The sequence below is a fragment of the Micromonospora sp. CV4 genome, from assembly GCF_003667455.1.
Lineage (GTDB): Bacteria > Actinomycetota > Actinomycetes > Mycobacteriales > Micromonosporaceae > Micromonospora.
Genome location: NZ_RCVI01000226.1, coordinates 24,907 through 49,154, shown reverse-complemented (window position 1 = coordinate 49,154; position 24,248 = coordinate 24,907). Strand labels below are relative to the sequence as shown.

21 protein-coding genes are annotated in these 24,248 nt (G+C 70.3%); 6 read left to right on the top strand and 15 right to left on the bottom strand.

Annotated elements, in window-relative coordinates; translation table 11 throughout:
- Window positions 1-265: 265 nt before the first annotated feature.
- Window positions 266-1,288: a LacI family DNA-binding transcriptional regulator gene (locus EAD98_RS10200; protein ID WP_121653813.1), complete on the top strand. Its 1,023-nt coding sequence runs from the start codon at window positions 266-268 to the stop codon at window positions 1,286-1,288.
- Between the two features lie 83 nt (window positions 1,289-1,371).
- Here EAD98_RS10200 and EAD98_RS10195 read toward each other — a convergent pair whose 3' ends face one another.
- Window positions 1,372-2,082, bottom strand: a complete 711-nt coding sequence (locus EAD98_RS10195; RefSeq protein WP_121653812.1) for a vancomycin high temperature exclusion protein — start codon at window positions 2,080-2,082, stop codon at window positions 1,372-1,374.
- A 50-nt stretch (window positions 2,083-2,132) separates the two neighbouring features.
- Window positions 2,133-3,536: a serine hydrolase gene (locus EAD98_RS10190; protein WP_121653811.1), complete on the bottom strand. Its 1,404-nt coding sequence runs from the start codon at window positions 3,534-3,536 to the stop codon at window positions 2,133-2,135.
- A gap of 327 nt (window positions 3,537-3,863) precedes the next feature.
- Between EAD98_RS10190 and EAD98_RS10185 the strand changes: the two genes are divergently transcribed.
- Window positions 3,864-5,951 carry a cellulose binding domain-containing protein gene (locus tag EAD98_RS10185; RefSeq protein ID WP_121653810.1) on the top strand — a complete coding sequence of 696 codons (2,088 nt, stop codon included), beginning with the start codon at window positions 3,864-3,866 and terminating at the stop codon, window positions 5,949-5,951.
- 67 nt (window positions 5,952-6,018) lie between these two features.
- Here EAD98_RS10185 and EAD98_RS10180 read toward each other — a convergent pair whose 3' ends face one another.
- A complete protein-coding gene (locus EAD98_RS10180; RefSeq protein ID WP_121653809.1) occupies window positions 6,019-8,829 on the bottom strand; it encodes a M14 family zinc carboxypeptidase in 2,811 nt (936 codons plus the stop codon).
- A 167-nt stretch (window positions 8,830-8,996) separates the two neighbouring features.
- Between EAD98_RS10180 and EAD98_RS10175 the strand changes: the two genes are divergently transcribed.
- Window positions 8,997-9,395 carry a hypothetical protein gene (locus EAD98_RS10175; protein WP_121653808.1) on the top strand — a complete coding sequence of 133 codons (399 nt, stop codon included), beginning with the start codon at window positions 8,997-8,999 and terminating at the stop codon, window positions 9,393-9,395.
- Between the two features lie 67 nt (window positions 9,396-9,462).
- Here EAD98_RS10175 and EAD98_RS10170 read toward each other — a convergent pair whose 3' ends face one another.
- Window positions 9,463-10,806 (bottom strand): glycoside hydrolase family 18 protein, encoded by a 1,344-nt coding sequence (locus tag EAD98_RS10170; protein ID WP_121653807.1) that lies wholly within the window; start codon window positions 10,804-10,806, stop codon window positions 9,463-9,465.
- A gap of 144 nt (window positions 10,807-10,950) precedes the next feature.
- On the opposite strand from EAD98_RS10170, the gene EAD98_RS10165 reads away from it, so the two are divergent.
- Entirely contained in the window at window positions 10,951-11,835 is an 885-nt protein-coding gene (locus EAD98_RS10165; RefSeq protein WP_121653806.1) for a bile acid:sodium symporter family protein, read from the top strand.
- 48 nt (window positions 11,836-11,883) lie between these two features.
- On the opposite strand, the gene EAD98_RS10160 is transcribed toward EAD98_RS10165, so the two are convergent.
- The 5 genes from EAD98_RS10160 to EAD98_RS10145 form a co-directional block, all read right to left on the bottom strand.
- Window positions 11,884-12,303 carry a PPOX class F420-dependent oxidoreductase gene (locus tag EAD98_RS10160; protein ID WP_121653805.1) on the bottom strand — a complete coding sequence of 140 codons (420 nt, stop codon included), beginning with the start codon at window positions 12,301-12,303 and terminating at the stop codon, window positions 11,884-11,886.
- A gap of 138 nt (window positions 12,304-12,441) precedes the next feature.
- Window positions 12,442-13,428, bottom strand: coding sequence for a hypothetical protein (locus tag EAD98_RS30675; protein ID WP_147457362.1), 987 nt, complete (start codon window positions 13,426-13,428; stop codon window positions 12,442-12,444).
- A 97-nt stretch (window positions 13,429-13,525) separates the two neighbouring features.
- Window positions 13,526-15,463, bottom strand: coding sequence for a DUF2075 domain-containing protein (locus EAD98_RS10155; RefSeq protein WP_121653804.1), 1,938 nt, complete (start codon window positions 15,461-15,463; stop codon window positions 13,526-13,528).
- A 128-nt stretch (window positions 15,464-15,591) separates the two neighbouring features.
- Window positions 15,592-15,936 (bottom strand): nucleotide pyrophosphohydrolase, encoded by a 345-nt coding sequence (locus tag EAD98_RS10150; RefSeq protein WP_121653803.1) that lies wholly within the window; start codon window positions 15,934-15,936, stop codon window positions 15,592-15,594.
- Window positions 15,929-16,132: a DUF397 domain-containing protein gene (locus tag EAD98_RS10145; RefSeq protein WP_121653802.1), complete on the bottom strand. Its 204-nt coding sequence runs from the start codon at window positions 16,130-16,132 to the stop codon at window positions 15,929-15,931. The genes EAD98_RS10150 and EAD98_RS10145 overlap by 8 nt, the downstream gene beginning before the upstream one ends.
- A gap of 355 nt (window positions 16,133-16,487) precedes the next feature.
- On the opposite strand from EAD98_RS10145, the gene EAD98_RS10140 reads away from it, so the two are divergent.
- On the top strand, window positions 16,488-16,790 hold the full coding sequence (locus EAD98_RS10140; RefSeq protein WP_121653801.1) for a DivIVA domain-containing protein: 303 nt from the start codon (window positions 16,488-16,490) through the stop codon (window positions 16,788-16,790).
- Window positions 16,787-17,038, top strand: coding sequence for a hypothetical protein (locus EAD98_RS10135; protein ID WP_121653800.1), 252 nt, complete (start codon window positions 16,787-16,789; stop codon window positions 17,036-17,038). Before EAD98_RS10140 ends, EAD98_RS10135 begins: the two co-directional genes overlap by 4 nt.
- Before the next feature lie 84 nt (window positions 17,039-17,122).
- On the opposite strand, the gene EAD98_RS10130 is transcribed toward EAD98_RS10135, so the two are convergent.
- The 6 genes from EAD98_RS10130 to EAD98_RS10105 form a co-directional block, all read right to left on the bottom strand.
- Entirely contained in the window at window positions 17,123-19,510 is a 2,388-nt protein-coding gene (locus EAD98_RS10130) for a glycosyl hydrolase (protein ID WP_233583782.1), read from the bottom strand.
- Window positions 19,511-19,652: 142 nt separating this feature from the next.
- Entirely contained in the window at window positions 19,653-20,120 is a 468-nt protein-coding gene (locus EAD98_RS10125) for a hypothetical protein (protein WP_147457361.1), read from the bottom strand.
- A gap of 18 nt (window positions 20,121-20,138) precedes the next feature.
- Entirely contained in the window at window positions 20,139-21,020 is an 882-nt protein-coding gene (locus EAD98_RS10120; RefSeq protein WP_158609784.1) for a carbohydrate ABC transporter permease, read from the bottom strand.
- Window positions 21,017-22,027, bottom strand: coding sequence for an ABC transporter ATP-binding protein (locus EAD98_RS10115; RefSeq protein WP_121653796.1), 1,011 nt, complete (start codon window positions 22,025-22,027; stop codon window positions 21,017-21,019). Before EAD98_RS10115 ends, EAD98_RS10120 begins: the two co-directional genes overlap by 4 nt.
- Window positions 22,020-23,321 (bottom strand): sugar ABC transporter substrate-binding protein, encoded by a 1,302-nt coding sequence (locus tag EAD98_RS10110; protein ID WP_121653795.1) that lies wholly within the window; start codon window positions 23,319-23,321, stop codon window positions 22,020-22,022. Before EAD98_RS10110 ends, EAD98_RS10115 begins: the two co-directional genes overlap by 8 nt.
- Window positions 23,318-24,151 carry a carbohydrate ABC transporter permease gene (locus EAD98_RS10105; protein ID WP_147457360.1) on the bottom strand — a complete coding sequence of 278 codons (834 nt, stop codon included), beginning with the start codon at window positions 24,149-24,151 and terminating at the stop codon, window positions 23,318-23,320. Before EAD98_RS10105 ends, EAD98_RS10110 begins: the two co-directional genes overlap by 4 nt.
- Window positions 24,152-24,248: the final 97 nt, after the last annotated feature.

The window sequence follows — 24,248 nt, the reverse complement described above, 5'->3', positions numbered from 1 at the left end:
AGTCGTGCGACCGCCGGCCGCGGACCGACCCAGGTCACGCCGTGGGCGTGAAAATTTCGGTCCACGTGCCGATGCCTTCCGAAAGCAGGACCCCATGATCGGTTCCATTCGGGATGCGGCAAAGGCCTTGACCAGTATGGAAACAACTCGTAACGTCCCGGCCATCGATCGACATTATCGGTCAGGCATCGAAAGTTCCGGAGCTTCCACCCATCGTCATGCGCCGTGACGCCGAGGGCGCGATCACCAGTCAGGGAGGCCGGACGTGGGCTCCGACATCGGACGAAACGTCACCATCGCGATGATCGCGCGGCTGGCCGGTGTCTCCGTACCCACGGTGTCCCGGGTCATCAACGGCCGCTCCGACGTCGCGCCGCAGACCCGGGAACGGGTCGAGGAACTGCTGACCCGGCACGGCTACCGCCGTCGCTCGTCGCCGAAGCGGACCGACGCCGCCCTGATCGACCTGGTCTTCAACGACCTCGACAGCCCATGGGCGGTGGAGATCATCCGCGGCGTCGAGGACGTCGCCCTGAGCAGCGGCGTCGGCACCGTCGTCTCGGCCATCCACTGGCGCATCTCCTCGGCCAAACAGTGGCTCGACAACATGCGCACCCGCTCCACCGACGGGGTCATCTTCGTGACCTCGATGGTGAATCCGCCGCTCCAGGCCGAGCTGAGCCGGCTCCACCTGCCAGTGGTCATCGTCGACCCCGCCGGCGTGGACCCACGGGCGGCGCCCACCATCGGCGCCACCAACTGGGCGGGCAGCCTGAGCGCCAACCAGTACCTGCTCGGCCTCGGCCACCGACGCATCGGCTTCATCGCCGGTCCACCGCACCTGATGTGCAGCCGGGCCCGGTTGGACGGCTACCGCGCCGCTCTCGCCGCCGCCGGCATCGCCCTCGACGACGCCCTGATCCGCCCCGGCAACTTCTACCACGAGGCCGGCTACACCGCCGGTACGCAGCTGCTGTCCCTGCCCGACCCGCCCACCGCCATCTTCGCCGCCAGCGACCAGATGGCGCTCGGCGTCTACGAGGCGGTCCGCAAACGTGGCCTACGGGTGCCCGGCGACATCAGCGTGGTCGGCTTCGACGATCTGCCCGAGGTCCAGTGGTGCTCCCCGCCGCTGACCACGGTTCGCCAACCTCTGGCCAAGATGGGCATGCTGGCCGCGCGTACCGTGCTGCGCCTCGCCGCCGGCGAGACGATCGAGAGCCCGCGCGTCGAACTCGCCACCGACCTCATCGAACGCGACAGCGCCGCCGCGCCCCGGCACCGCTGACGCGGACACCGGCTCGCAGCCGCCGCGTCCGAGTGGGCCGGGACACCTGTCGTCGTCAGCAGATCGTCATCAGCCGGTCGTCGTCAGCCGGTCCGGAGAGCGTCGTCGACGCCGGTCTCGCGGCGGCCGAGATGGGCCGGGTCACGGCCGGAGAGCAGGTCCAGGGCCGCCTTCAGGCAGGCACCGTACTCGCGGGTGGAGCTGACCCGCCACGGCCGGGCGTACCGCTTCATGGTCTCGTCGCCGACGCCGTTGGCGTCGATGCCGAGGCGCCGGCACAGAGCCACGGCGCGGGGCAGGTGGAAGGCCTGGGTCACCACGGTCGCGCGTGTCACCCCGAAGATCCGCTCCGCCCGTGCACACGAGTCGTACGTGTCGAAGCCGGCGTGGTCCAGCACCACCTGCTGCGCCGGCACGCCCCGGTCGACCAGCCAGCGCATCATCGCCGCGGGTTCGTTGTAGTCGGCGTTCATGTTGTCGCCGGACACCAGGATCGCCCGGACCCTGCCGGCGTCGAACAGCCGCCGGGCGATCTCCAGCCGGGCGGCGAGGAACGCGGACGGCTCGCCGTCCGCGTCCACCTTCGTGCCCAGGACCAGGGCGATCGGCGCGTCCGGCACGCCGGCCTCGCTGTAGATGTGGCCGTCCGCGTCACCGCGAACCCACGCCACGCTGGCCACGGTCCCGCCACTCAGGAGCACCACACCAGCGACCAGCGCGAGGAGGAGGTGGCGGCGTACTGCCCTCCTGCGCTTCCCGTACCACCGTCGGACCGCACCGATTCGTCCCCGCATGCGGCGAGATTATCCCCGCTCGGCCGGCCCGCCGCTGTGGCGGGCGGCCCTCAGAGGAGCTTGGCGAGGACGTCGCCGAGGGCGGCGCGTACCGGGTCGGGGTCCGCCCAGCTCCAGTTGGGGTGGGCCCGGTTGGTGAGCAGCGCGAGGACGAGTTTGCGGTTGGGGTCGACCAGGAGTGAGGGGCCGGCGAAGCCGGTGTGGCCGAAGGTTCGCGGGGAGGCGAGCCTGCCCATGAACCAGGGTTGGTTGAGGACGACACCGAGGCCGTGAGCGGCGGTGCGGTTGGGACGCTCGGGGTCGATGGCGGGCTTGCCGGCGTTGTGGTCGGTGAGCATCCGTTGAACGGTGGCGGCGGCGAGGATGCGCTTGCCCTGATAGGTGCCGCCGTTGAGCAGGAGTTCGCCGATGGCGGCCAGGTCGGTGGCACTGGCGAAGATGCCGGCGTGACCGGCGACGCCGCCCAGGTGGTTGGCGACGTCGTCGTGGACGGTGCCGCGGAGCAGGCCGCGGGAGGAGCGGGCGTCGGTGGCGACCAGGCGGGTGGCCTTGGCGTCGTTGGACAGCCAGGTGTTGGGATTGAAGCCGGTGTCCTGCAGGCCGAGGGGCCCGGTGATGGTGGACCTGAGGGCCTGGTCGAGGAGTTGGCCGGTGACCTTCTCCACGATCTTGCCGGCGACCATGAGCCCGACGCTCGAGTAGCGGAACGTGTCCCCAGGCACGGCGCCGGAGACCAGTGGGGTGGCGAGCACGGCGTTCCAGCGTGCCGCGTTGTCCGGCAGACCGGTGACCTTGGCGCCGACCGGGAGGCCGCTGGTGTGGGTGAGCAGCATCTCGACGGTGACCCGGTCCTTGCCGGCGCCGGTGAAGGCGGGCAGGTAGTCCACGACGGGGGCGGCGAGGTCGACGCGCCCCTTGTCGACCTGTTGCAGGAGGAGGATGGAGGTGTAGACCTTGGTGACCGAGGCGAGGTCGAAGATGGAGTCGGGGCGCATCGGGACGCGCTTGTCGACCGGGAGGAGCTTCGGGCCGGCCGAGTAGCGGAGCGCCTCCCCGAGGGCGGCGTGCACCGTCGCCTTGCCGTTGACCTGAACGAGGGCGACAGCACCGGGGAAGCCGCTGTGCTGGAAGGTCTGCGGCGTGGCGGGCAGGTGCTGCCGGAGCAGACCGGTCACGTAGCGGGCCTGTTTCGCCGGGATGCTGCCGCCACCCGGGGCCGCGCCGTGCTCTGCCGTGCCGGCCTCCGCCGCGCCGAACTCCGCCGAGGGCGACGCCGCCGACGGCTTCCCGGATGGGCCGAGCCCTGCCCTGTTGCCGGCGGCGCCGGTCGCGGTCGCCGCATCGCCCCGGCCGGTCCACCCCGCGCCCGATCCGCGCCCGTCATCGCAGCCGACGACGGCGGAGGTTGCGGCGGCCAGGCTGGCCCCGAGCAGGGTACGACGGGCGACAGGCATGCCCGTGATGGTGGCAGCCGTCCCGCCCGCGCGCCACCCCCGTCCCGCCCGGACACGGAGCCTTCCGGACCACTGACGGTGACGGCCCTTGAGATCGTCGAATCGACCGTGAGACTCTTGAACGTCGATGACATGCCGCGCGCGGGGCTGACGCCCGTCCATGGGCAGCCGGGATCACTCGCTGGATTCCCGGGGGACGGTGGCACCAGAGATGGCACACCGGGAGCCGTCCGTCCACGAGTCTGCCCACCGCCGCGTCTGCTGATGCGACCGACGCGTGACGGGCTGGGCGACTCACTGTCGTTCTCCGCTAAGGAGCCCAGCCACATGCCGTACCCGAAAACCCGCGGGCCCCGGCCCGCCCGATCCCGTCGCACAGCTCTCCTGACGAGCCTTCTGCTCGCCGTGGGCGCGCTCAGCGGCGTCAACCCCCCGAACGCCAGCGCGGCAGTCGATCCGGTCGCCGTCACCGTGAACGCGCGGGCGGGGTTGGCGACCGTGCCCGCCACCGCGCTGGGCGTCAACCACGCCATCTGGGACCAGAACCTCGGCACCGCCGAGACGTCGGACCTGCTGCGCGACGCCGGCGTGCGGATGATGCGGTACCCCGGCGGTTCGTACGCCGACATCTACCACTGGAAGGACCACACCGCGCCCGGCGGGTACGTCGCGCCGGGAACCGACTTCGACACCTTCATGGCGGCGGTCCAGCGGGTCGGCGCCGAACCGATGATCATCGCGAACTACGGCACCGGCACCCCGGCCGAGGCCGCCGACTGGGTGCGGTACGCCAACGTGACCAAGGGCTACGGCGCGAAATACTGGACGGTCGGCAACGAGAACTACGGCAACGGCCACTACGGATCGGCCTGGGAGGCCGACGACCACCCGGACAAGAGCGCGACCCAGTACGCGAGGCTGGTCGTCGAGTACGCCGACGCGATGAAGGCGGTCGACCCGAGCATCAAGGTCGGCGCGGTGCTGACGATGCCGGGCAACTGGCCGGACGGGATCACCGCCGGCGCCGACCCGGGCCCCTGGAACCAGACGGTGCTCTCCCTCGCCGGCCCGAAGATCGACTTCGTGGACGTGCACTGGTATCCGGGTGGTTCCGCCGCGGAGTCACTGGCCCGGACCAACCACATTCCCGACGCCGCCTACCTGCTCCGGGAGCAGATCACCCGGTACGCCGGCCCGAACGCCGCGCGCATCGGCATCAGCTTCACCGAGCTGAACGTCGACGCGGGCCGGACCACCCAGCCGGCGGCGCTCTTCCTGGCCGACGCCTACAGCGGGCTGCTGGAGAACGGCGTCTTCACCGTGCAGTGGTGGAACGTGCACAACGGCATCGGCACGGTGTCGGAGGTGGCGGGCCAGACCGACTACGGGGACTTCGGCATCCTCTCCAGCGGCGCCTGCACGGAGGACGGCTCGGTGTGCGAGCCGCCGCTGAACACACCGTTCGCGCCGTACCACGCGCTGACCATGATGAAACTCTTCGCCCAGCCCGGCAACCAGTTCGTCCGCGCCGGCACCGACCAGCCGCTGGTGAGCGCCCACGCGGTACGCCGGGCCAACGGCGACCTCGCGGTGCTGCTGGTCAACAAGGACCCGGACAGCGCGCATCCGGTCACCATCGACTACGCGGGGTTCACGCCGTCCGCCGCCACGCCGACGGTCTCCACCCTCACCAACGGCGCGGCCGGGATCGCCACCGGCCAGTCCGGCTCCGCGACCAGTCGGACGCTGCCGCCGTACTCGCTCACCACGCTCGTGCTGCGCCCGGCCGGCGCGACCGCCGGGCGGCCCGCGGCGCCGGGCCAGCCCACGGTCGGCGGCGTCACCGACCGGACCGCGACGATCTCCTGGCCGGCGGCCGCATCCGGTGGCAGCCCGATCGCCAAGTACGAGGTGTACCGACAGAACGGTGCGATCAGCGAGCAGTTGGGCGAGACGAGGTCCACCTCGTTCACGGTCGGCAACCTGGTGCCCGGCAGCAGGTACACCGTCAACGTGCTGGCCCGTGACACCGCCGGTCGGGTGTCCTGGTCCTCACCGCCGCTCACCTTCGCCACCGGCAGCCCGGCCGCCAGCGCGTGCGGCGTTCGCTTCACCACCAGCGGCGACTGGGGCAACGGCTACATCGGCGGTGTCGAGATCACCAACAACGGCACGAGCTCGATCAACGGCTGGACGCTCACCTGGACGTGGCCGACGGCCTGGCAGCAGGTGAGCAGCGGCTGGAGCGCCACCTGGGAGCAGGTCGGTACCGCCGTGCGGGTCACACCCACCGACGACAACCGACAGATCGCCGCCGGCGGCAGCGTGAGCGCCGGCTTCGTCGGCGCGTACAGCGGCCCGAACGTGCTGCCCACCGCGTTCACCCTCAACGGCATCCGCTGCACGAGCGGCTGAGACCGCGGCTGCGCGAAGCGCCCGCCCCCGACGCCGGGGGCGGGCGCTCCACTGTGCGGGTCCGGCGTCAGCCCACCACGGACCGCAACGGCACCTGGGCAGCACGCAGGGCGCGTACCAGATCACCCAGGAACGGGTGCTCGTCGGCCTGGAGTCCCTCCGGGTTCGGGATCACCAGGTAGGCCGAGCCGCCCGTCGTGGACGCCCGCGCGTCCGCGGTGAACCGCTCCACGATCGCCCGGGTGCGCGGCAGGTCCGTCGCCGCCACCTCGATGGTGGTCGGTCGCCACCCACCACCCAGGTCCGCCGCCACCGGCGCGGCCGCGGCGCTGGCGCGCGCCGGGTCGATGCCCGGCGTGCGCCGGGCGTCCGGCGCGCTGGTCGCCGCCGGGTAGAGCAGCGCGTTGGCCACCAGGTGCAGACCATTTTCGTTGTACGCCCGGAAGAGCGGATTGAACGCGAACAGCACCGCCCGACCGGCGCCGGTCGGCTCGTCGACCACTGCCGACGTGCCCTTCAACGCGTCCGCGCCGACGGTGTAGCCGTTGGCCCAGAACGTGTTCCCCGCCGGGTAGCTGAGCACGTTCGTCCCGGTGGTGCTCGGGTTGAGGATCGGGTCGCTGTTGTTGAACTCGAAGTCCTCCGCCGGGCGGCCCAGGGCGACCGGACTGTCCCGGTCGACGTCGACCCGCAGATGCGAGCCGATCACCAGGTAGTCGGCCGGCTTGGTCTTCTCCGTCGTGGAGGTGAGCCCGGCCGCCCGAGCCATCCGGGTGCCCTCGTTGCGCAGCCCGATGTAGGTGTGGCCCTGGGCGATCCAGTCGCGCAGGTTGGCCTGCCCGGCGGCGGTGAGGCCGCCGGTCGGGCTGCTGCCGTCCGGCACCAGCAGCACCGTGCGTCCGGTGAACGCCTCGGTGTTGTCGTTGATGTCGGCCGTGGTGACCGGGGTGAGGTCCAGGCCCCACCGCTTGCCGAGCACGTACCGGGCCTCGCCGTGCGAGCCCGACGTGGTGGAGATGCCGGTGCCCTGGAACAGCCCCACGTCCGGCAGGTCGAGTCGGGTCCCGCTGGGCCGCCCGCCCGGGGTGAGGGTCACCCCGAACGACTCGGCCAGCTCGTCGACCGTACGGCTCAGCCTGGTCGCCGGTAGGGCGACCGTGCTGGTCTCCAGGTTGCGCACGAGCGGCACGCCGCGCTTGAGCAGGGTGAAGGTGAGCTCCGCGGCCGCCGCCGAGTCCAGCGGGTACGTGTACGAGCCCCATGGCCACGCCAGGCCGCTGCGGCCGCCGGAGATCGTGCGGACCAGCTGCGCCTTCGGCCGGACGTTGTCGCCGGTGTAGATGGTGGAGACACCCATCAGCAGCGGGTTGCTCCAGGACGACACGTCGTAGAAGTACGGGAAGGGGACGTACGGGTCCTCGCCCATGATCGCCTGGATCCAGTGCTTCTGCGGCTGGTCCATCGGGATCCAGTACGCGCCCTTGGGCACCGTCACGTTGGTGGCCGTCCGGCCGCCGAAGACCCGCGCGGTGGGCACCCGGGTCGGTTTCTGCACCTCGTACACCTCGACGTCCATCCGGCGCAGCCGCTCGACGAGCTGGCGGACGTCGGCGAGTTGCCGGTCGGGCAGCAGGAAGTACGAGCGGATCTTGATGTCCGGCACCGGGAACTGGACCTCGTTGGTGGGCTGGACCACCTCGTTCGGCTCCAGCGTGCCCGCCCTGCCCTGGGCGAGCGCGTCGGTCCAGATGTCGAAGTAGTCGTTCAGCACCTCGCGCTTGTTCGCAGCTGCCCAACCGAGCGTGGCCCACTGGGTGTCGAACTGCTGCTGAACCCGGTCGGCCACCGCCGACGCGCTGCCCTTCTCGTACGTCATGCCGGCGGCGCCGAAGCCGGTGGTCGGCACCGTGTCGCCGTAGCCCATGAAGAACATGTCGTACGTGTCGTAGTTGAAGTAGCACTCCGTGCTGTCGTCGTCGACGCAGGCGCCGTTGTAACCGAAGCCGGCCTTGTTGGCCTCCCCGATCCGGTTGATCCAGTCGACCGCCTCGCCGGCGATCTCGTGGTGGATCGGGTCGGCGTTGGGCGGGAAGAAGTACTGCCGGCCACCCATCTCGTGCGCGTCGATGAAGACCTGCGGCGGGTACCGGCGCAGGAGTTCGAGCTTGCCGTCGGTCTCCTGCTGGGTGCGCGCGAACCAGTCCCGGTTCATGTCGAAGCCGAACTCGTTCTGCCGCCGGGTCGCGTCGCGCCCGTCCGGGTTCTGCGTCGGGACGATGATGGTGACCAGGTTGTCGTTGCGCTGCTCGACCGCGCAGGACAGGCCGGCCGCCAGCTCGTACAGCGTCTTGAGCGCGGCGTCGGTGCCGCTCTTCTCGCCGCCGTGCACGTTCGCGGTCACCCAGACGATGGCCGGGCTGTCCTTGGCGGTCCGCGCGGCCGTCCGCGCGCTGGTCCGGCGCGGGTCGCGCAGGTCCCGCACGTCGTCGGCGATCTCGCGCAGCGCGGACGGCCGGACGTTGCGCTCGTTGGACACCACCGCGTACGGCAGCGGCTGACCGAGCACGCTGGTGGCCATCACGCCGGTGACGACCCGGTCGGAGGCGGTGTCCACCGCTCCCAGGTAGGTCCGGACCTCGTCGTTGGTGACGACCCGCTCCTGACCCACCCCGAGCGGAAAGCCGAGCACGGTCTCCGGGGTGGGCACGGTGCTCAGACGCGCCGTCGGGTCGGTGCTGCAGGGGGCGGAGGGCCGGGCGGCGCTCGCGGCGGATGTGCCACTGAGCAGGGGAATCGTGCCGAGCAGGAGGGTGATCGCGGCGGCGCTCGCCAGCCGCCTCGGAGGGACCGTCCAGGACGGACGCATCGATCGGGCCATGTCTCGTGTTTCCCTTCTCGGGAACAACCTGGCAGTGGCCGGAGCCTATGAACCACCGGTACCTGGGTCAAGGTCGGATCGACTCCGGTGACTTCATGGGATGCCCGGCGGGGGATCGGCTGGCAGGATGATGGTGTGCGGGTGGCCTCGTCCGGAAGGAGGAGACGGTGCTGACGTCTCAGGAGACGATCACGATCTCGGTGTATCCCGATCTTCCGTCCGCCGACGCCCGACGTTCGCTGGCGTCGTGGCTGCGATCCGAGGAGCGGCTTCGCGGCCAGGTGACCACCGCACCCGACGCCGGTCCGCCGCCGCCCGAGCAGGAGCCGGCGGGTGCCACGGACGGGCTGGTCGTGGCCGTCCACAGCGCAGGCGTCGTCATGGTGCTGGTGCAGGCGATCGCCGACTGGCTGACCCACCGCCGCGAGGACGTGACGGTGCGGCTCACCCGTCCGAACGGATGGTCGGCCGAGTTGGACGTACGCCAGGCACGGGACATGGACCAGGTCACCGCGCTGATCGAGGCGGCGGTGCGCGCGGCGCAACCCGAGACCAGCGAGCCCTGAGCGCCTGCCGGCCCGCCGCCGACCGAGGTCGGCGACGGGCCGGGGGACCACCGCAGGCGGGGTACGGCTACCAGGTCGTCAGCCCGAGGCCGATCGTCTTGGTCAGCGTGGCGTTGTCGTCGTCGCCGTCCAGCGACCAGATCATCGCTCCGGCCAGACCGGCCCGCCGGATGTAGAGCGTCTTCTGCAGCACGACCGCCGGGTCGTCGTACGTCCAGAACGTCGTACCGTCGAACAGCCAGGCGTGCCCGGAGCGCAGGTCGCGGTGCACGGTGTACCCGTTGCCGGCCAGGGTCTTGAGCTTCTTGTAGTCCTCGTACCCGGCCTCGAAGGTGGCCGGCGCGGGCCCGGTGGCCGGCTTGAACAGGCCGTTGCCGCCGCCGGTGACGCCGGTCCAGCCGCGACCGTAGTACGGGATGCCCAGGACCAGCTTGTCGCGCGGTGCGCCGCGGGCGATCCAGCCGTCGATGGCCACCTCGGCGGAGAAGTCCGGGTTGTCCGGCGCTCCCGCCGGTACGCGCAGCGCGGACTGCTGGTTGGTGACCGCGTCCCAGCCGCCGTGGAAGTCGTACCCCTGCACGGTGGCGAAGTCCAGGTACTTGAAGATCTTGCGGCCCTCGTAGCCGGCGTCCATGGTGGCCGGGTTGGCCGGCAGGAAGGCGGTCAGCGCGTAGTGCTCGCGGGTCGTGCGCCCGTACGCGTCGAGTTGCCGACGGAACTCGGCGAGCAGCTTGGTGAAGTTCTCCCGGTCCTCCGGGCGGATGACGTTGCCCGGTTCACCGGCCCAGTTCGGCCATTCCCAGTCGAGGTCGATGCCGTCGAAGACACCGGCGGCCGCACCCGGGCCGCCCGCGGCGCCGTCACCGCCCGGCAGGTTGCCCTTGAGGTAGAGGTCGATGCAGGAGGCGACGAACGCCTTGCGGGAGGCGTCAGTCAGGGCGGCGTTCGAGAAGTACGTCGACCAGCTCCACCCGCCCAGCGAGATCAGGACCTTCAGGTCGCGGTGCTTGGCCTTCAGCTTGGCCAATTGGCCGAAGTTGCCGTTGAGCGCCTGACCCGGGGCGTCGGCGACGCCGTCGACGCTCTCCTCCGCCGGGACCGGACGCTGGTAGTCGGCCCACGCGTCGCCCTCGCCCGGCCCACCGTCGATGTAGCAGCGTCCGTCCTCACTCACGTTGCCGAAGGCGTAGTTGACATGGGTGAGGCGGCTCGCCGCCCCGGAGGTGTCGAGCTTCTTGACGGGGAAGGCCCGGCCGTAGATGCCCCACTGGGTGAAGTAGCCGACCCGGTGGTAACCGGCACGGCGGTCGGGCTTGTCGGCAGCGCTCGCGGCGGTTGGCGGTGCTGCGGTGACCAGCATCGCCGCCAGGGCGACGATGGCGGTGAGACGGCGGTGACGGAATGGTCGCATCGGCACTCCCACGAGGAATGGAGCGGAATTAGTAAAGACACTTATCTGATTGATGAAGTTAAGGCGATCACGGTCTGGGGTCAAGAGCCGTCCAGCCACATGGGGGATTGTGGCGGCGTTACCGGGTGGTAACGATGTTGTGCCATGGACTCAGCCCTGACCCTGATCGGTCTGCCCATCGCCCTCGGCATCATCATGCTCGGCCTGGGTCTCGGGCTGACCATTGCGGACTTCCGCCGGGTGGCCCACCATCCGAAGGCCGCCGTCATCGCGCTGGTGTGCCAGGTGCTGGTGCTGCCGGGGCTCTGCTTCGCCCTGGTCCTCGCGTTCGACCTGGCACCGGAGCTGGCCGTCGGGATGATGCTGCTGGCCGCTTCCCCCGGCGGCACCACGGCCAACCTCTACAGTCACCTCTTCGGCGGGCACGTGGCCCTGAACATCACTCTCACCGCCATCAACTCGGTGCTCGCCGTGTTCACCCTGCCGATCCTGGTGAACCTGTCGGCGGCGTACTTCCTGCCCGACGGCAGGAGCATCGGCCTGCAGTTCGACAAGGTGCTGCAGGTCTTCGCCATCGTGCTCGTCCCCGTCGCGATCGGCATGCTGATCCGCGCCCGGGTGCCCCGGATCGCCGAACGCCTGAACCGCCCGGTCCGCATCCTGTCCGTCGTCGTCCTCGTCGCGGTGATCACCGGCGCCGTACTCGGCGAACGCGAGAACATCGCCGACTACTTCGTCTCCGTCGGCCTCGCCGTGCTCGCCTTCAACCTGCTGAGCCTCGCCATCGGATACGGCGTACCCCGGCTGGCCGGAGTCGACCGCAGCGCCGCGACCGCCGCCGGGTTCGAGATCGGCATCCACAACAGCACCCTGGCCATCACGATCGCGCTCAGCCCGGCGCTGCTCGACAGCACCCAGATGGCGATCCCGGGAGCCGTCTACGGCATCGTCATGTTCTTCACCGCGGCGGCCTTCGGCTACCTGGTGACCCGTGTCGGCGCACCGGCCACCACCACCGTGCAGCCCTGACCTGCTGGCCCGGCCGGCGGTGCCGCCGGCCGGGTCGTTTCGTACTGGTCAGCCGATCTGGCTGTTGTCCTTGAGCGCGCCCCAGCCGTGCCAGCGGTCGATCTCGATCAGGGCGCTGACCCGAGCACGCTCCCGCCGTGGGTACGCGTTGCCCGTGTAGTGCTCGGACAACCGGTCGATGTCCGCGAGATCCTCGTCGTCGCGCAGCTCGGCGACGTGCCCGATGATGCTGACGTGGGTGTACCAGCCCGCCTCGTCCAAAACGGTCAGCGAGACCCGGGGGTCGTTCCGGATGTGGTCCAGCCGTCGGCGGCTCGCGTCCATGTTCACCAGGATCCGGCCGTCCTCCCACAGGTACCACGTGGCGGCGGACACCGGCTGACCAGTCGCCTGGAGGGTCGTCATGACCGCCGGGTTCGGCTTCTGCAGCATGGCGATCGCGGGCTCGGGCAGCGGTGGCTTGGACATGAAGTCTCCTCTTCGCGTCAGGGGGTTACCCCTGCACGTTACGCACGTGCCAGCCCGACCGCCGTTGGATGAGGATCGTGGCGGGACAGGTGTGCGGCAATCGGCGCCAGCCCTTAGCAGTGCAAGGTGGGGAGTCGGTCAGCCGTCGGCTCGCAAGGGCCGTCCCGCTGCTTGCTCGTCGGCTGCAAGTTCCCAATTGGCCTGTGGCCACGCGCTGTCCACACCGGGTCTGCTGAACCGCGTGGCATGGGCCTCGAAGAAGGTACGCGAGCGCCACGTGTAGGCAGGGCATTGGCGACCAGCGAGATGGCGGGCCGCCGCAAGTAGTTCACCCCGTACGTGGCGCCCAACCCGAATCGTACCGGTGGGATCGACATGGACATGACCGTGTTCGAAGAGTGCGTCGCAGCCGAGCAGACAAGCGGCCATGATGTTGTCGGGATTAAGTCGTTCACGTCTGGTCGCGTCAGCGCGCCGCTTGATGTGTGCAGCCGAGACGAGGCGTACCGGCAATGTCCGGCCGCAGAGGTCACATCTCGCCTCTGTCAGCGAGCCAAACTTCAACATGCGTAGGCGACGTTGTTCACGTCGTCGTACGGCAGTGACCAGGGCGTCGAGGTCACCGGCCAACTCGAGTTCGTCGTCCTGATCGCTGTGCGCACCTTCGTCGAAGGCCGCGATGGCCAACGGGTCGCCGGCGACTGGTGCTCCCTGTTTGGTGCCCGACAGGCGGAGCGCCCTCATCGCCGCTCGCCCCAGGCGCCATCCCGGCGCTTGGTCGAGGGTCTGGAGAGCCTCGAGATCGATCCGTTCCGGGTACGGCTTGTCTTCCCATACCTTCGCGGCCGACCGGTAGAGCGAACGCCTTACCCGAGTTATCAGGACCTCGGTCAGCTCTTGCGAAAAGAACCTCTCGTCATCGACACGGGGACCGCCGGGTGCCTTGAACCCCAGAATCAGGTAGTCGTCGGGACGTATGCGGAGAGCCACGGTCCGATTCGCCGAGCCGTCAGCCCCGCCGCGGTCGAGCACGCTGGACTCCCACCCCCAGACGCCCTGCGCTTTGCCCTTTTCGTAGTTCGCTTGAGAATCGATTCCGACGTAGACGTAGAAGGTCGTCGACAACGCGTCCTGCCCCCGGTTGCACGAGATACTCGTGCGGTGGAGGCATGTTCGGGTTCGAAAGCCTGTCGGTCCGCCTTTTCGCGGCAGACTCTAACCCTCACCGGAGAACGACACCAGGCGTCCTCTGCGGCTGGTCATCGTCGGCGATGACAGGTTCGTACATCGTCTCCACTTGGTATTTCACCTGGATCACCGAAGCCAGGAAGTCGCGGGTTTCCGCGTCGGTGGAGTAGAGGGTGGTGCCACGCATGCCCCGCGTCAACAACACCTTGTAGGTGTTGCGGATGAGGCGGTCCGCCTCGAAGTCGCTGAGCTGCTTCCGGCTCCGGAACGCCGGGTCCTTTGACTCGGCCCGCTGCGTGACCAGCCGGCCGTCGCGTGCGACCAGGTCGGGCCCGATGACGACGCCCGACCACTCGTACTCGAATCCTTGCGCGGTGTAGACGCAGCCCACCTGGCCGAAGCCGTTCGAGTCGGTTGCCCAGTACGCGCTACCCGGCGCGTCGCCGACGCTGCGGTCGCTCTTGACGTTCCACGGCCGGGCCCAGCCACCGATCTTCACGTCCCGCACCAGCGAGTCGTCGGGTCTCGGGTCGCTCCACGGCCAGCAGTAGCCCGCCGACATGCGCGCCGTTTGGCCGGCGGCCTGTTTGGCCGCCAGGAACGCCTCCATCTCCTCCGGCGACTCCGCAAGGCGCAGCTCGAACCGACCGTCGCCGTACCAGATTGACGGCTGGCCGCCGTCAAGGTTGAGCAGGTCAAGGACCCACTGCTCGTACGCCTCGCTGCCGCCGCAGCGGAACTGGTCGTGCAGGGATACGACCTCCACGTCTAGGTTGAGTTGTTTCGCGTACGCGGAGATGACGTCGACGCTGCCGAGCTCACCCGGCTTGACCACCTGGTGCTCGTCGAGGAGGAATACCGGGACCCGCGCTGCCGCGATCAGCTCGTCGATCTGCGGCCGGGCCTTGCCTCGTGTCGCCTTCGGGGTGAAGCGGTTGACCGAGGTCTCCCGAATTCGGTGCGCTTCGTCGCAGATCAGCACGTCGAGGCCGTTCCGCTCGGCGACCATGAAGCTGTTGAAATAGCCGAACAGGTTCTTCAGGCGGGTCGAGCCCTTTCCGGCATACCTGCGCAGCGTTTGCGTGAACGAGCGCGAGCCGGTGGCGTGCATGACCGAGCGCTGCTGCCGGGCCAGCTCCCCGAGCACCGACAGCGCGATCACGCTCTTGCCGCTGCCTGGCCCGCCGGCGACCACCACGACCGACTTGCGGTCGGCGGCGCGCGCCCTTTCCACCGCGTGCAGCACCAGTTCGTACGCCAGACGCTGCTCGTCGAGGAGCGTGAAGTGCGGCCGGTCCTTCAACTCGGCAGCGGCGTACGACAGGAGGTGCTTGCTCGGGCGGACGGAACTGGTGAGGAAACGGTCAGCAGCGGCCGCGCCCGACGTGGGAGCCAGGTGGGTCCGGAGATAGTCCAGGAACTGACCCCGGCGCTGCTTCGTGTAGATCCTGCTCTGCTCGGTGGGCCGGCGGAGGAAGAGGTCATTGACGTCCCGGTCCACGGCGTTGTGTAGGTACACGGCACCGACTATCGGGCTCCGTCGGTGGGAGAGAACGCCGAGGAAGTCCGTCAGGTACTCGCAGTAGTCGCCGACCTGCACGCCGGGATGCAAACGTGGCCCGCGGGCGTGCTCGACAAGGACGAGCCGGTCCGACCCTTCGTAGGACTCTGCCTGCGACCACTGCTTCAGCTCCACGACCACGTAGGAGTCCTCAGCGGTCCCGGGATGCACGCCCGCAAGCACCGCGTCGATCCGCTTGCTGGTGAGCGGCAGTTGGTACTCGACCAGTACCTCGACCTTACCCAGGCCCGCGTCGGCCAGATCCTGCCCGAGCACCGTGAGACTGCGCTCCCAGGACCGGCGTTCAGCGGCGCTCACGTTGCGGCCGATCTGTTCCGTGATGCGATCGGCGAGCGTGCCGCCGGTGGCATAGCGGAGAAGCCCCTCGGCGGAGGTGCGGAACGCTGACAACAGTTGCCCCCGGGCAGCACGAAGTGATCGTGCGCATGGGGAGCGTGTCCAGCCATGGCTGGAAGCCCGTCGTTACGCGCCTGTACAGGTCTGGAATGTAGCGAACAGATCAACTTTTCGCATGCCCGCTACCGCTTGGCGGCCGAGCCTTTGGCCTGTTCAACCGGATAGCGGACGGCGACCTCCGCGAGCTTCGCCCGGGCGGCCTCCTCCAGGTCGATTCCGAGCACATCCGCCAACCGGGTCAGATAGATCATCACATCGCCAATTTCCGCCCGAACCCGCGCGCCTGCCTCGGGCTCGTCCATCACCGCCGCCGCCTGTTCGGGCGTGAGCCACTGCAGCTCGGCCAGGAGCTCGCCGACCTCGCCGGCCAGCGCCATGGCAAGGTTCTTCGGCGTGTGAAACTGCTGCCAATCCCTCTCTTCGGCAAATTGACGGAGGACGCCAGGCAGCCGACGATTGCTAGCCATTGGGATGGGGCTGACGCATGGAAGTGATCAAGGCGCGCCAGGTATCCAATCGAAACGCCAACGCGTAGCCGAGGAGGTCCTTGGAGTCTCGTTCGGGGACGAGGCCGGGAAGGTTGGGCACGACCTCGACGCGGTTGCCGCCGTTGCCGCCGCCGCGGGTGCTCTTGCGCCAACTGGCGCCGGTCAGGTCAGTCATGGCTCATTTCCTGATAGCCCTTCTGATCATGCCCCTCGATTCTGCCTCACTCAACGCCAGCACATCGAGGCCCGCCCAGGCGTTCGCGGCGGCGGATCGGCTACCGCGCCGCTCCCCGCCGCCGGGTGCAGCTCACCGCCGTGCGTCGGCTAGGACCCGGTCCGCGGGTCCGCGGACGCTCACCCCCGGCCCGCGGCACCCGGATACGAGCCAGGACCCGGGTGAACTGCAGGCTCCGCTTCCACTGCGGACTGTCGCAGGCTGATCACAGCACGGCGGCCGGCCGGTCCCCCCGAGCGGCCGCCGTCCTTCCCCGAACACCCCTCGCCCCTCCGCATCAGGAAGGCAGGCAGACATGAACGCCAGAAACCAGCGACCAGGGCCGCCGAGCGGCGGTACGACGTATCGCTCCGCCGCGTACACCGGTCTGCTGCCGTGGCAGGTGCGCGAGCGCCGCTTCGCGCCGACCGGGCTCGGACGTCGCGGCCTGAACCCCGACGACGTGTACGCCTTCCTCGACCGGGTTGCCGTCGACATGGCCGCCGTCTACGCCGCTCTCGCCGAGAGCCGCCGCGAGACTGCCCGGATCAAGGCCGGGCTGCGTCGCTGGCAGACCGACCAGGCCCGCGCCCGCAACGAGCGGGACCGGGCCCGATGAGCCAGCGGTACGTCATCCACCTGCCTGTCGTGGCCACCGATCTGCCTGCGGCGCAGCGCCTGGCCCGGGTCATCGGCCGGTGGATGCTGGTGCTACCGATGGCGGATCCGGGGGAGACCACCGTCTCCGAGGAAGACCAGCAGTTCCTTCGGCACCGGGTCTTCTGCGACCTCAGGCTGCCTGGCGGGCGGCGCTGCCTCCTCCGCGACGGCCACGACGGCGCCTGCGCCCGCCGGCTGCGCAGATGACCGTCGAGTCTCAACGGGCAGGCCACCTCCCGGGTCCGGAAGGTGGCCTGCTAGCCGCGTCAGACGCGACGAACTACCGGTTGATCAGCCCGCCCGGCAGGAGGCGAGCACGCCGATCACGCCGACGCCGGTCGGCTTGAGCGGCAGCCTGGTCGACGCTGCCGGGCAGCGGGGCACGGTGAGGTCGTAGACGCCCCGCCCGAAGGTCGCCGCGGTGAGCTGCCGGCTCGGCTCGTGGTAACGCAGGTACATGACGGCCGCCTGCGGCAGGTTGGTGCCCAGCGCCGCCCACTCGCCACCGTTCCACGCCGACATGAACACCCCGACGTCGGTACCGACCAGCAGCAGGCCGTCGGCGGTCGGGACGACGAAGTTCACCGGCGCGTCCGGCAGACCCCGGCCGATGTTGCTCCAGGTACGACCACCGTCGCGGGTCATCATCACGTGGGACCGGTCGCTACCGGACCGGAAGGCGGAGAAGGTGGCGTAGGCGATGTTCTTGTCGGCGGGGTTCACCGCCACCCGGGTGACCCAGGTGCCGGGCAGCTGCCCCGGGTCGACCTGCTGCCAGTTCTGCCCGAGGTCGTCGGTCCACCACAGCCTCCCGTCGTCGGTGCCGACGTAGAGCTTGTTGCCTTCGGTGGGCGCGGCGGCGACGGTGGTGATCGTGCCCCACGGGTAGCCGTTCGGGTCGTTGGGGCCGCCGCCGGTGAGGTCCGGGCTGATCGGCGTCCAGGTGCGACCGTTGTCCGTCGAGCGGTTGAGGATGTTCCCGGCGTAGTACATGACGTTCGGGTCGCTCGGGTCGAACTGCAGCGGGGTCAGCCAGTTGCGCCGCTCCGAGGCCGTCTGGCCGGTGCCGATGCTCTGGCGGGGGGTGCCGCCGGAGTTCTCCGACCGGTAGCAGGAGCCGTACTGGCTGCACCCGAAGACGATGTTGGGGGCCTCCGGGTGGATGACCACCTGGAGGCCGTCACCGCAGCCGATGGCGTTCCACGGGCCACCGACGCCGTTGTAGCCGCGATTGCAGCCGTTGTCCTGCGCGCCACCGACCTTCAGCGCCTGATCGGTCTGCGCCACGTCCACCGTGTAGAACTGGGTGTAGGGCTCGTAGGTCGCCTTGACCCAGTCGCTCGCGCCGTTCGCCTCGGATCGGTAGAGGCCGCCGTCGTTGCCCAGGTAGACCCGCCCGGGCACCTTCGGGTCCCAGCGCATCGCGTGCTGGTCGGCGTGCACGCCGCTCACCGACGAGAAGCTCTGCGCGCCGTTGGTCGAACGCATCAGGTTGACCCCGGTGAGGAAGACGTGATCGGCGTTGCCGGGGTCGACGAAGAGCTTGCCGAACCACCAGCTGAACGTGGACTGGGATGCCTGACCGGCGGTGACCGGCGTCTGCGTCCAGCTGTCGCCGCCGTCGTCGGAGCGGTAGAAGGCGCGGAACGGTCCGAGGGCGGTGCCGACGTACGCGTACAGCCGCTGGGGGTTGTCCGGGGCGACCGCGATGCCCCAGCGGCCCTGGTCGGCGTCGGTGGGCAGGCCGTTGGTCATCCGCGACCAGGTGCGGCCGGCGTCGTCGGAGCGCCAGAGGCTGGAGCCGAGCCCGCCGTAGGTGCGCTGATGTGGTTCGCGCAGGTGGTCCCACATGGCCGCGTACATCCGGCGCGGGTTGCTCGGGTCGATGACGACCTCGGTGGCGCCCGTGGTGGCGTTCGGCGGCGCGAGCACCTGCTTCCAGCTGTTCCCACCGTTCTCCGAGAGGTAGACGCCGCGCTGGCCACCCGGTACGAAGAGGTTGCCGCTGGCGGCGGCGAAGATCCGGTCCTCGTTGCTCGGGTCGATGGCGAAGCGGCCGATGGCGTGGCTGTCCTTCAGGCCGACGTGCCGCCAGGTCCTGCCTCGGTCCTTCGAGCGGTAGATGCCGTCGCCGCCGAAGGTGATCGAGCCGCCACCCGGCTGGGCCTCGCCGGTTCCGGCGAAGAGGACGCCGTCGCTGGTCATCGCGACCGCGCCCAAACTCTGCGTCCCGTCGTCCGGCCAGGCCGTCTCGAACGTGGCGCCGGCGTCGTCGGACTTCCAGACGCCGCCGGAGGCGGCGGCGATGAAGATCTGGTCGGGGACCTGCGGGTCGACGGCGATGTCCACGACCCGGCCGCCGATGTTGCTGGGCCCGAAGAAGTTCCACTTCCGCTGTGCCAGGTGGCGGTAGAGGAGGCGGGTGCGCAGGTTGAGATCGTGGGCCTCGCCGCGAGCCTTCGTGTACTTGGTGACCGAGAGGTCCCGGCTGCCGTCGCTCATCCGCTGGGCGGTCATCCACTCGTCGGGGATTTCCATCGGACCGGTGGGCGAGTTGGTGGCCAGCGACTCCTGGACTGGTCGGGGTGCGGAGGAGGCGGTCAGCGCGAGCGCGATGACCAGCCCCAGGCTCGTTGTCATCGCGAGGCCGCGATACCGTCGGACGAGCGTGAGTCTCATGCAGTCTCCCTGTCCACGCGCCGTGGCGACCGGAAAGTGGTCTACAGTGCGCACGCTAGACAGTGGAGTGACCGACGTCACCCAGCACGTGTTGCGAATCGACCTGCCTGATTAGGACAGCTGTCGAGAACGGCTTTGATGGTCAGTTGCTCTGGAACTCGGGTAGGCCGGCATCGTCCGAGTCCGGTCCGACCACCGCGGTCAGCGTCGTTCCGTCCGCGCAGAGCGCGGTGGCCCGCAGGTACGTCCGTCGTTCCTGCGCCCGCATCAGCACCTCGGCCTCGAACACCTCGTCCTCGGCGCGCAGCAGGTCGATGTCCCCACGGCCCTCGTAGTGGGCGCGGACGTCCAGCGGGGTCATCCGGATGGTGGCCGCGACCGTGGTCAGGGCGCCCTGCTCGACCACCGAGGTGACCCGCGCGCCGTCCGGCAGGAGCAGGCCGGTGACCTGGCTGTCCACCTCGGCGTCGGCGTCCAGCGGCACCCGGTCGCAGCTGGGCAGGTTCGCGAGCATGCCCGGCCCCCGGCCGGTGGGCTGCCCCGCGTCCGTGCCGCCGCAGGCGACGAGCAATGGAACCGTGACGACGACGGCGAACATCCGGAGTCTCACCGCAGCAGGATGTCACGCTCAGCGCAGCACCCGCCAGCGTCGCACCATCAGCAGCAGCGCGGTGATGATGACCCCGGTGACCACCATGAGGACGCTCGTGATCATGGCTCCATAGGCGAAGCCGGAGAACTCGAAGACCTGGTCGAAGATGTAGACCGGCAGGTAGAGCGTGGCGTTGGCGGGCCGGCCGTCGGTGAGGACGTACGCCGGCACGAAGTTGACCTGCAGGGTGAGGATCGTGTCGCGGACGGCGAGCAGCAGCAGCACCGGCGCGAGCAGCGGCAGCGTGAGCCGGCGCAACTGGCCGAACGGGCCGCAGCCCTCCAGGGCCGCCGCCTCGTACAGCCGGCCGTCGAGCATCCGCCGGGCGGCGAGCACGACGATGAACCCCTCACCGATCGGGAACGCGAGCATCAGCGCCACCGCCAACCGCGCGGAGCCGGGCTCCGCGAGCCAGTTCATGCCCGGATGGCCGAAGAGCCCGAGCAGTTGGTTGAGCGGGCCGTAGAGCGGATTGAGCACCCACAGGAAGAGCACCGCCAGGGCCACGTCGGGTACGACCGTCGGCAGGTAGACCGCGACCCGGAACCAGCGGCCGCCAGGGCGGGGCGCCGCCAACAGCAACCCGAGCCCGATGGCGGCCAGCAGCCGCAGCGGTACGGCCAGCGCCAGGTGGATAGCGGAGGCCCGGATGCTGTCGGCGAGGAAACCGTCGGTGAGCAGGCGGCGCGCGTTGTCCAGGCCGACGAACCGTGGGTCCCGGGTCAGTCCGGTGTGGTCGGTGAACGCGTAGCCGACGTTGAGCAGGGCGGGCAGCGCGATCAGCAGCGCGACCGCCACCACGTACGGCGCGAGGAACGCCCACGCGGTCAGCGGCCGGCTGACCCGGCCGGTGCTCACCGGCGTCGCCCGGTGTCGGCGTCGAAGCGGTGGATCCGGCCCGGATCGGCGCGCAGTCGTACCTGGTCGCCCGGCCACACGCCGGGCCGGGGGCCGGTGCGGACGGTCAGCCGCGTGCCGTCGTCGCAGCGGGTCAGCAGGATGGCCTCGCTGCCGAGCGCCTCCACCGCCTCCACGGTCGCGGTCACCGGCCCGTCGGGGTCGAGGCTCAGATCCTCCGGCCGTACGCCGAGGGTCAGGTCGGTGCCGCCGCCCAGCACACCGCCGCCGCGTACCAGGTTCATCGGCGGGCTGCCCAGGAAGCCGGCCACGAAGGTGTCCGCGGGTTCGTCGTAGACCTGCTGCGGCGGGCCGATCTGGCGGACCTGACCGTGGTCGAGGACGACGACCCGGTCGCCGAGCGTCATCGCCTCGGCCTGGTCGTGGGTAACGTGGATGGTGGTGGTGCCCAGCTCCCGGTGCAGAGTGAGCAGGTCGGCGCGGGTGGCGAAGCGCAGCGGCGCGTCCAGGCTGGCCAGCGGCTCGTCGAGCAGATAGACGGTCGGCTCGCGCAGCAGCGCGCGGGCGAGGGCGATGCGCTGGCGCTGCCCGCCGGAGGTCTCGTCGGGGTAGCGGTCGAGCAGGTCCGCGATGCCGAGTCGGTCGGCCGCCGCCCGGGCCCGATCCTCGGCCTCCGCGCGCCGGACGCGGCGAACCCGCAGCCCGAACAGGAGGTTGCCGCGGACGGTGAGGTGGGGGTAGAGCGCGTAGTCCTGGAAGACCATTGCCACCGCGCGTCGGTGCGGTGGCACCTGGGCCACGTCCTGCCCGTCGACGACGACCCTGCCACGGTCCGGCCGGTCCAGGCCGGCGATCAGCCGCAGGATCGTCGACTTGCCGGAGCCGGACGGGCCGACCAGGGTCACCATCTCGCCGGCGCCCACCGTCAGGTCGACGCCGTCGAGGGCGACGACCTTCCCGTACGACTTGGTCAGCGATTCGAGCCGGATCACGCCCCGCTCAGCCACCGGCGCCCACCGGGAGCGCGAAGAGCGGCCGGAGCTTCTCCTCCAGCTGTCGCAGCCCCTCCTCGCGTCCGATCCGGCCGTAGAAGACCTCCTCGAGCAGGCCGCCGGCCTCGCGCTCCACTCGCGACCAGGTGCCGGTGCGCGGGGTGGCGCGCAGGTGCGGCTCGGCGTCGAGGTAGACCCGCGACGACCTAGGGGGCTTCTGCGGGTCGAGGAAGTCCGGGGAGTTGGCCACGTCGAGCCGGGACGGCACCGTGCGGCCCGACCCGGCGAGGATCCGCTGGCCCTGCCCGCCCATCGCGAACTCGATGAACCGCCAGGCCTGGTCGTGGTCGGGCAGGCCGGCGCTCATGCAGTAGGCGTCGCTGTGCAGGATCGACGCGGGTACGCCGCCCGGCGCGATCGGCAGCGGCGCCGCGTCCCAGGTGAAGCCGTCGATGGTGCGCAGCGTCGGCACGGCGACCCGGCTGTTGAGGTACATGCCGAGCGTGCCGCGCAGGAACCGGGCCTCACTCGACTCGCTCTGCTCCTCGGCGTCCGGCGGCACGACGTGGTGCTTCAGTTGCAGGTCGAGGAACCAGTCGACGGCGGCGCGGCTGGCCGGGTCGCCGGTGAGGGTCAGGGTGGTCGGCTTGTCCGGGTGGTCGACCAGCTCACCCCGGTTGGACCAGACGAACGGGGCGAGCCGCGGCAGGGACGGCTCCACGCCCACGCCGTACACCCCGTCGCCGGTCAGGGCCCGGCCGGCGGCCAGGAAGTCGTCCCAGGTCCAGCCGGCCTTCGGCAGCGGCACGCCGGCCGCCGCGAACAGGTCGGCGTTGTAGTAGACGACCAGGGAGGACATGTTCTGCGGCAGACAGGTCAGCGTCTTACCGTCGAACCGAAAGGCGTCCAGCGCCCGCGGGGAGAAGTCGCTCTCCTTCAGCGCCTCGCTGCGGTCGAGGTAACCCTGCGCCGGTTCGATCGCCTGCTGGGCCGCGAACTGGCCGTAACGGCGGTAGTTGAGCAGGAACACGTCCGGTGGCTGCCCACCCGCGAACGAGGTGGTCAGGCGGGCCATCAGATCGTCCTGCGTGGCGACGGGGGAGAGGTTGACGGGCACGTCGGGGTGAGCCTGCTCGAAGGCGGCGACCAGGCTGCGGTAGCCGGCGATCTCCTCAGCGTCGCCGAAGAGCACGACCGTGATGCCTGGTCGGTCGGCCGCGCGGTCGCCGGCGCCGCAGCCGGCCGCGTAGCCGAGCAGCAGCGCGGCGGTGATCAGGGCAACCCATCGTCGAGCGCGGAACGTGCTCACCTACGACCTCCAGATCTCAGTGCCGCCAGCGGATCGTCGTTGAGCAGGATTCGCTGGGCGAGCAGGAACACCACCACGCACGGCGCTGTCGCGACAACGCAGGCGGCCATCAGCAGCGGCCAGTCCGTCGGGTTCAGCAGCCGCAGGAACTGCAGGCCGAGCGGGTAGGTGTAGCGGTCACCGCTCTGCAGGTAGAGCAGCGGGTCGATCAGGTTGGACCAGTGCAGCGTGAAGGCGAGCACGCCGACGGCCAGCGTCGCCGGGCGCACCTGCGGCAGCGCCACCCGGCGCCAGATCGTCAACCAACCGGCGCCCTCCAGCCGGGCCGCCCCGAGCTGAGTGTCCGGCACACCGCCGAAGCTCCACGCGTAGAGCAGCACCAGGAAGGGGCTGCCGGCGAGCAGCGCCGGGGCCAGCAACGGGACGTACGTGTCGACCACGCCGGCCAGCCGGAACAGCTCGAACCGGGTGGCCCACACCGCGGTGACCGGCACCAGGAGCACCGCCAGCAGGCCCAGGACCGCCCGGCGTCGGGCCACCGGCGTCAACAGCCGCAGCCCGAAGCCGGTCAGTGAGGCGACGATGACGGTCAGCGGCACGGCGACCGCGACGACCAGCGCCGAGTTGGCCAGGTACCGGAACAGCGGGATCAGCTCAGGCAGCCGGGCGTACGCGGCCACGGTCGGTTCGGGTGGGAGTACCTCGAAGGTGCGGGGCGGGGGCAGGCCAGCAGGTCGCAGTGAGCCGACCACCATGAACCACAGTGGTGCGGCGAAGAGCGCCGCGAACGCCGCTGGCACCAGGAACCGCCCCATGAACCGCGGGATCACGGCTGGGCCCGAGAACCGCACATCCCGCCCTTCCCGTCGCCCGCCGACTCGTTGGCGCGCTCGGCTCCGATACCGCCGATTGGCCCCGCTGGTGACC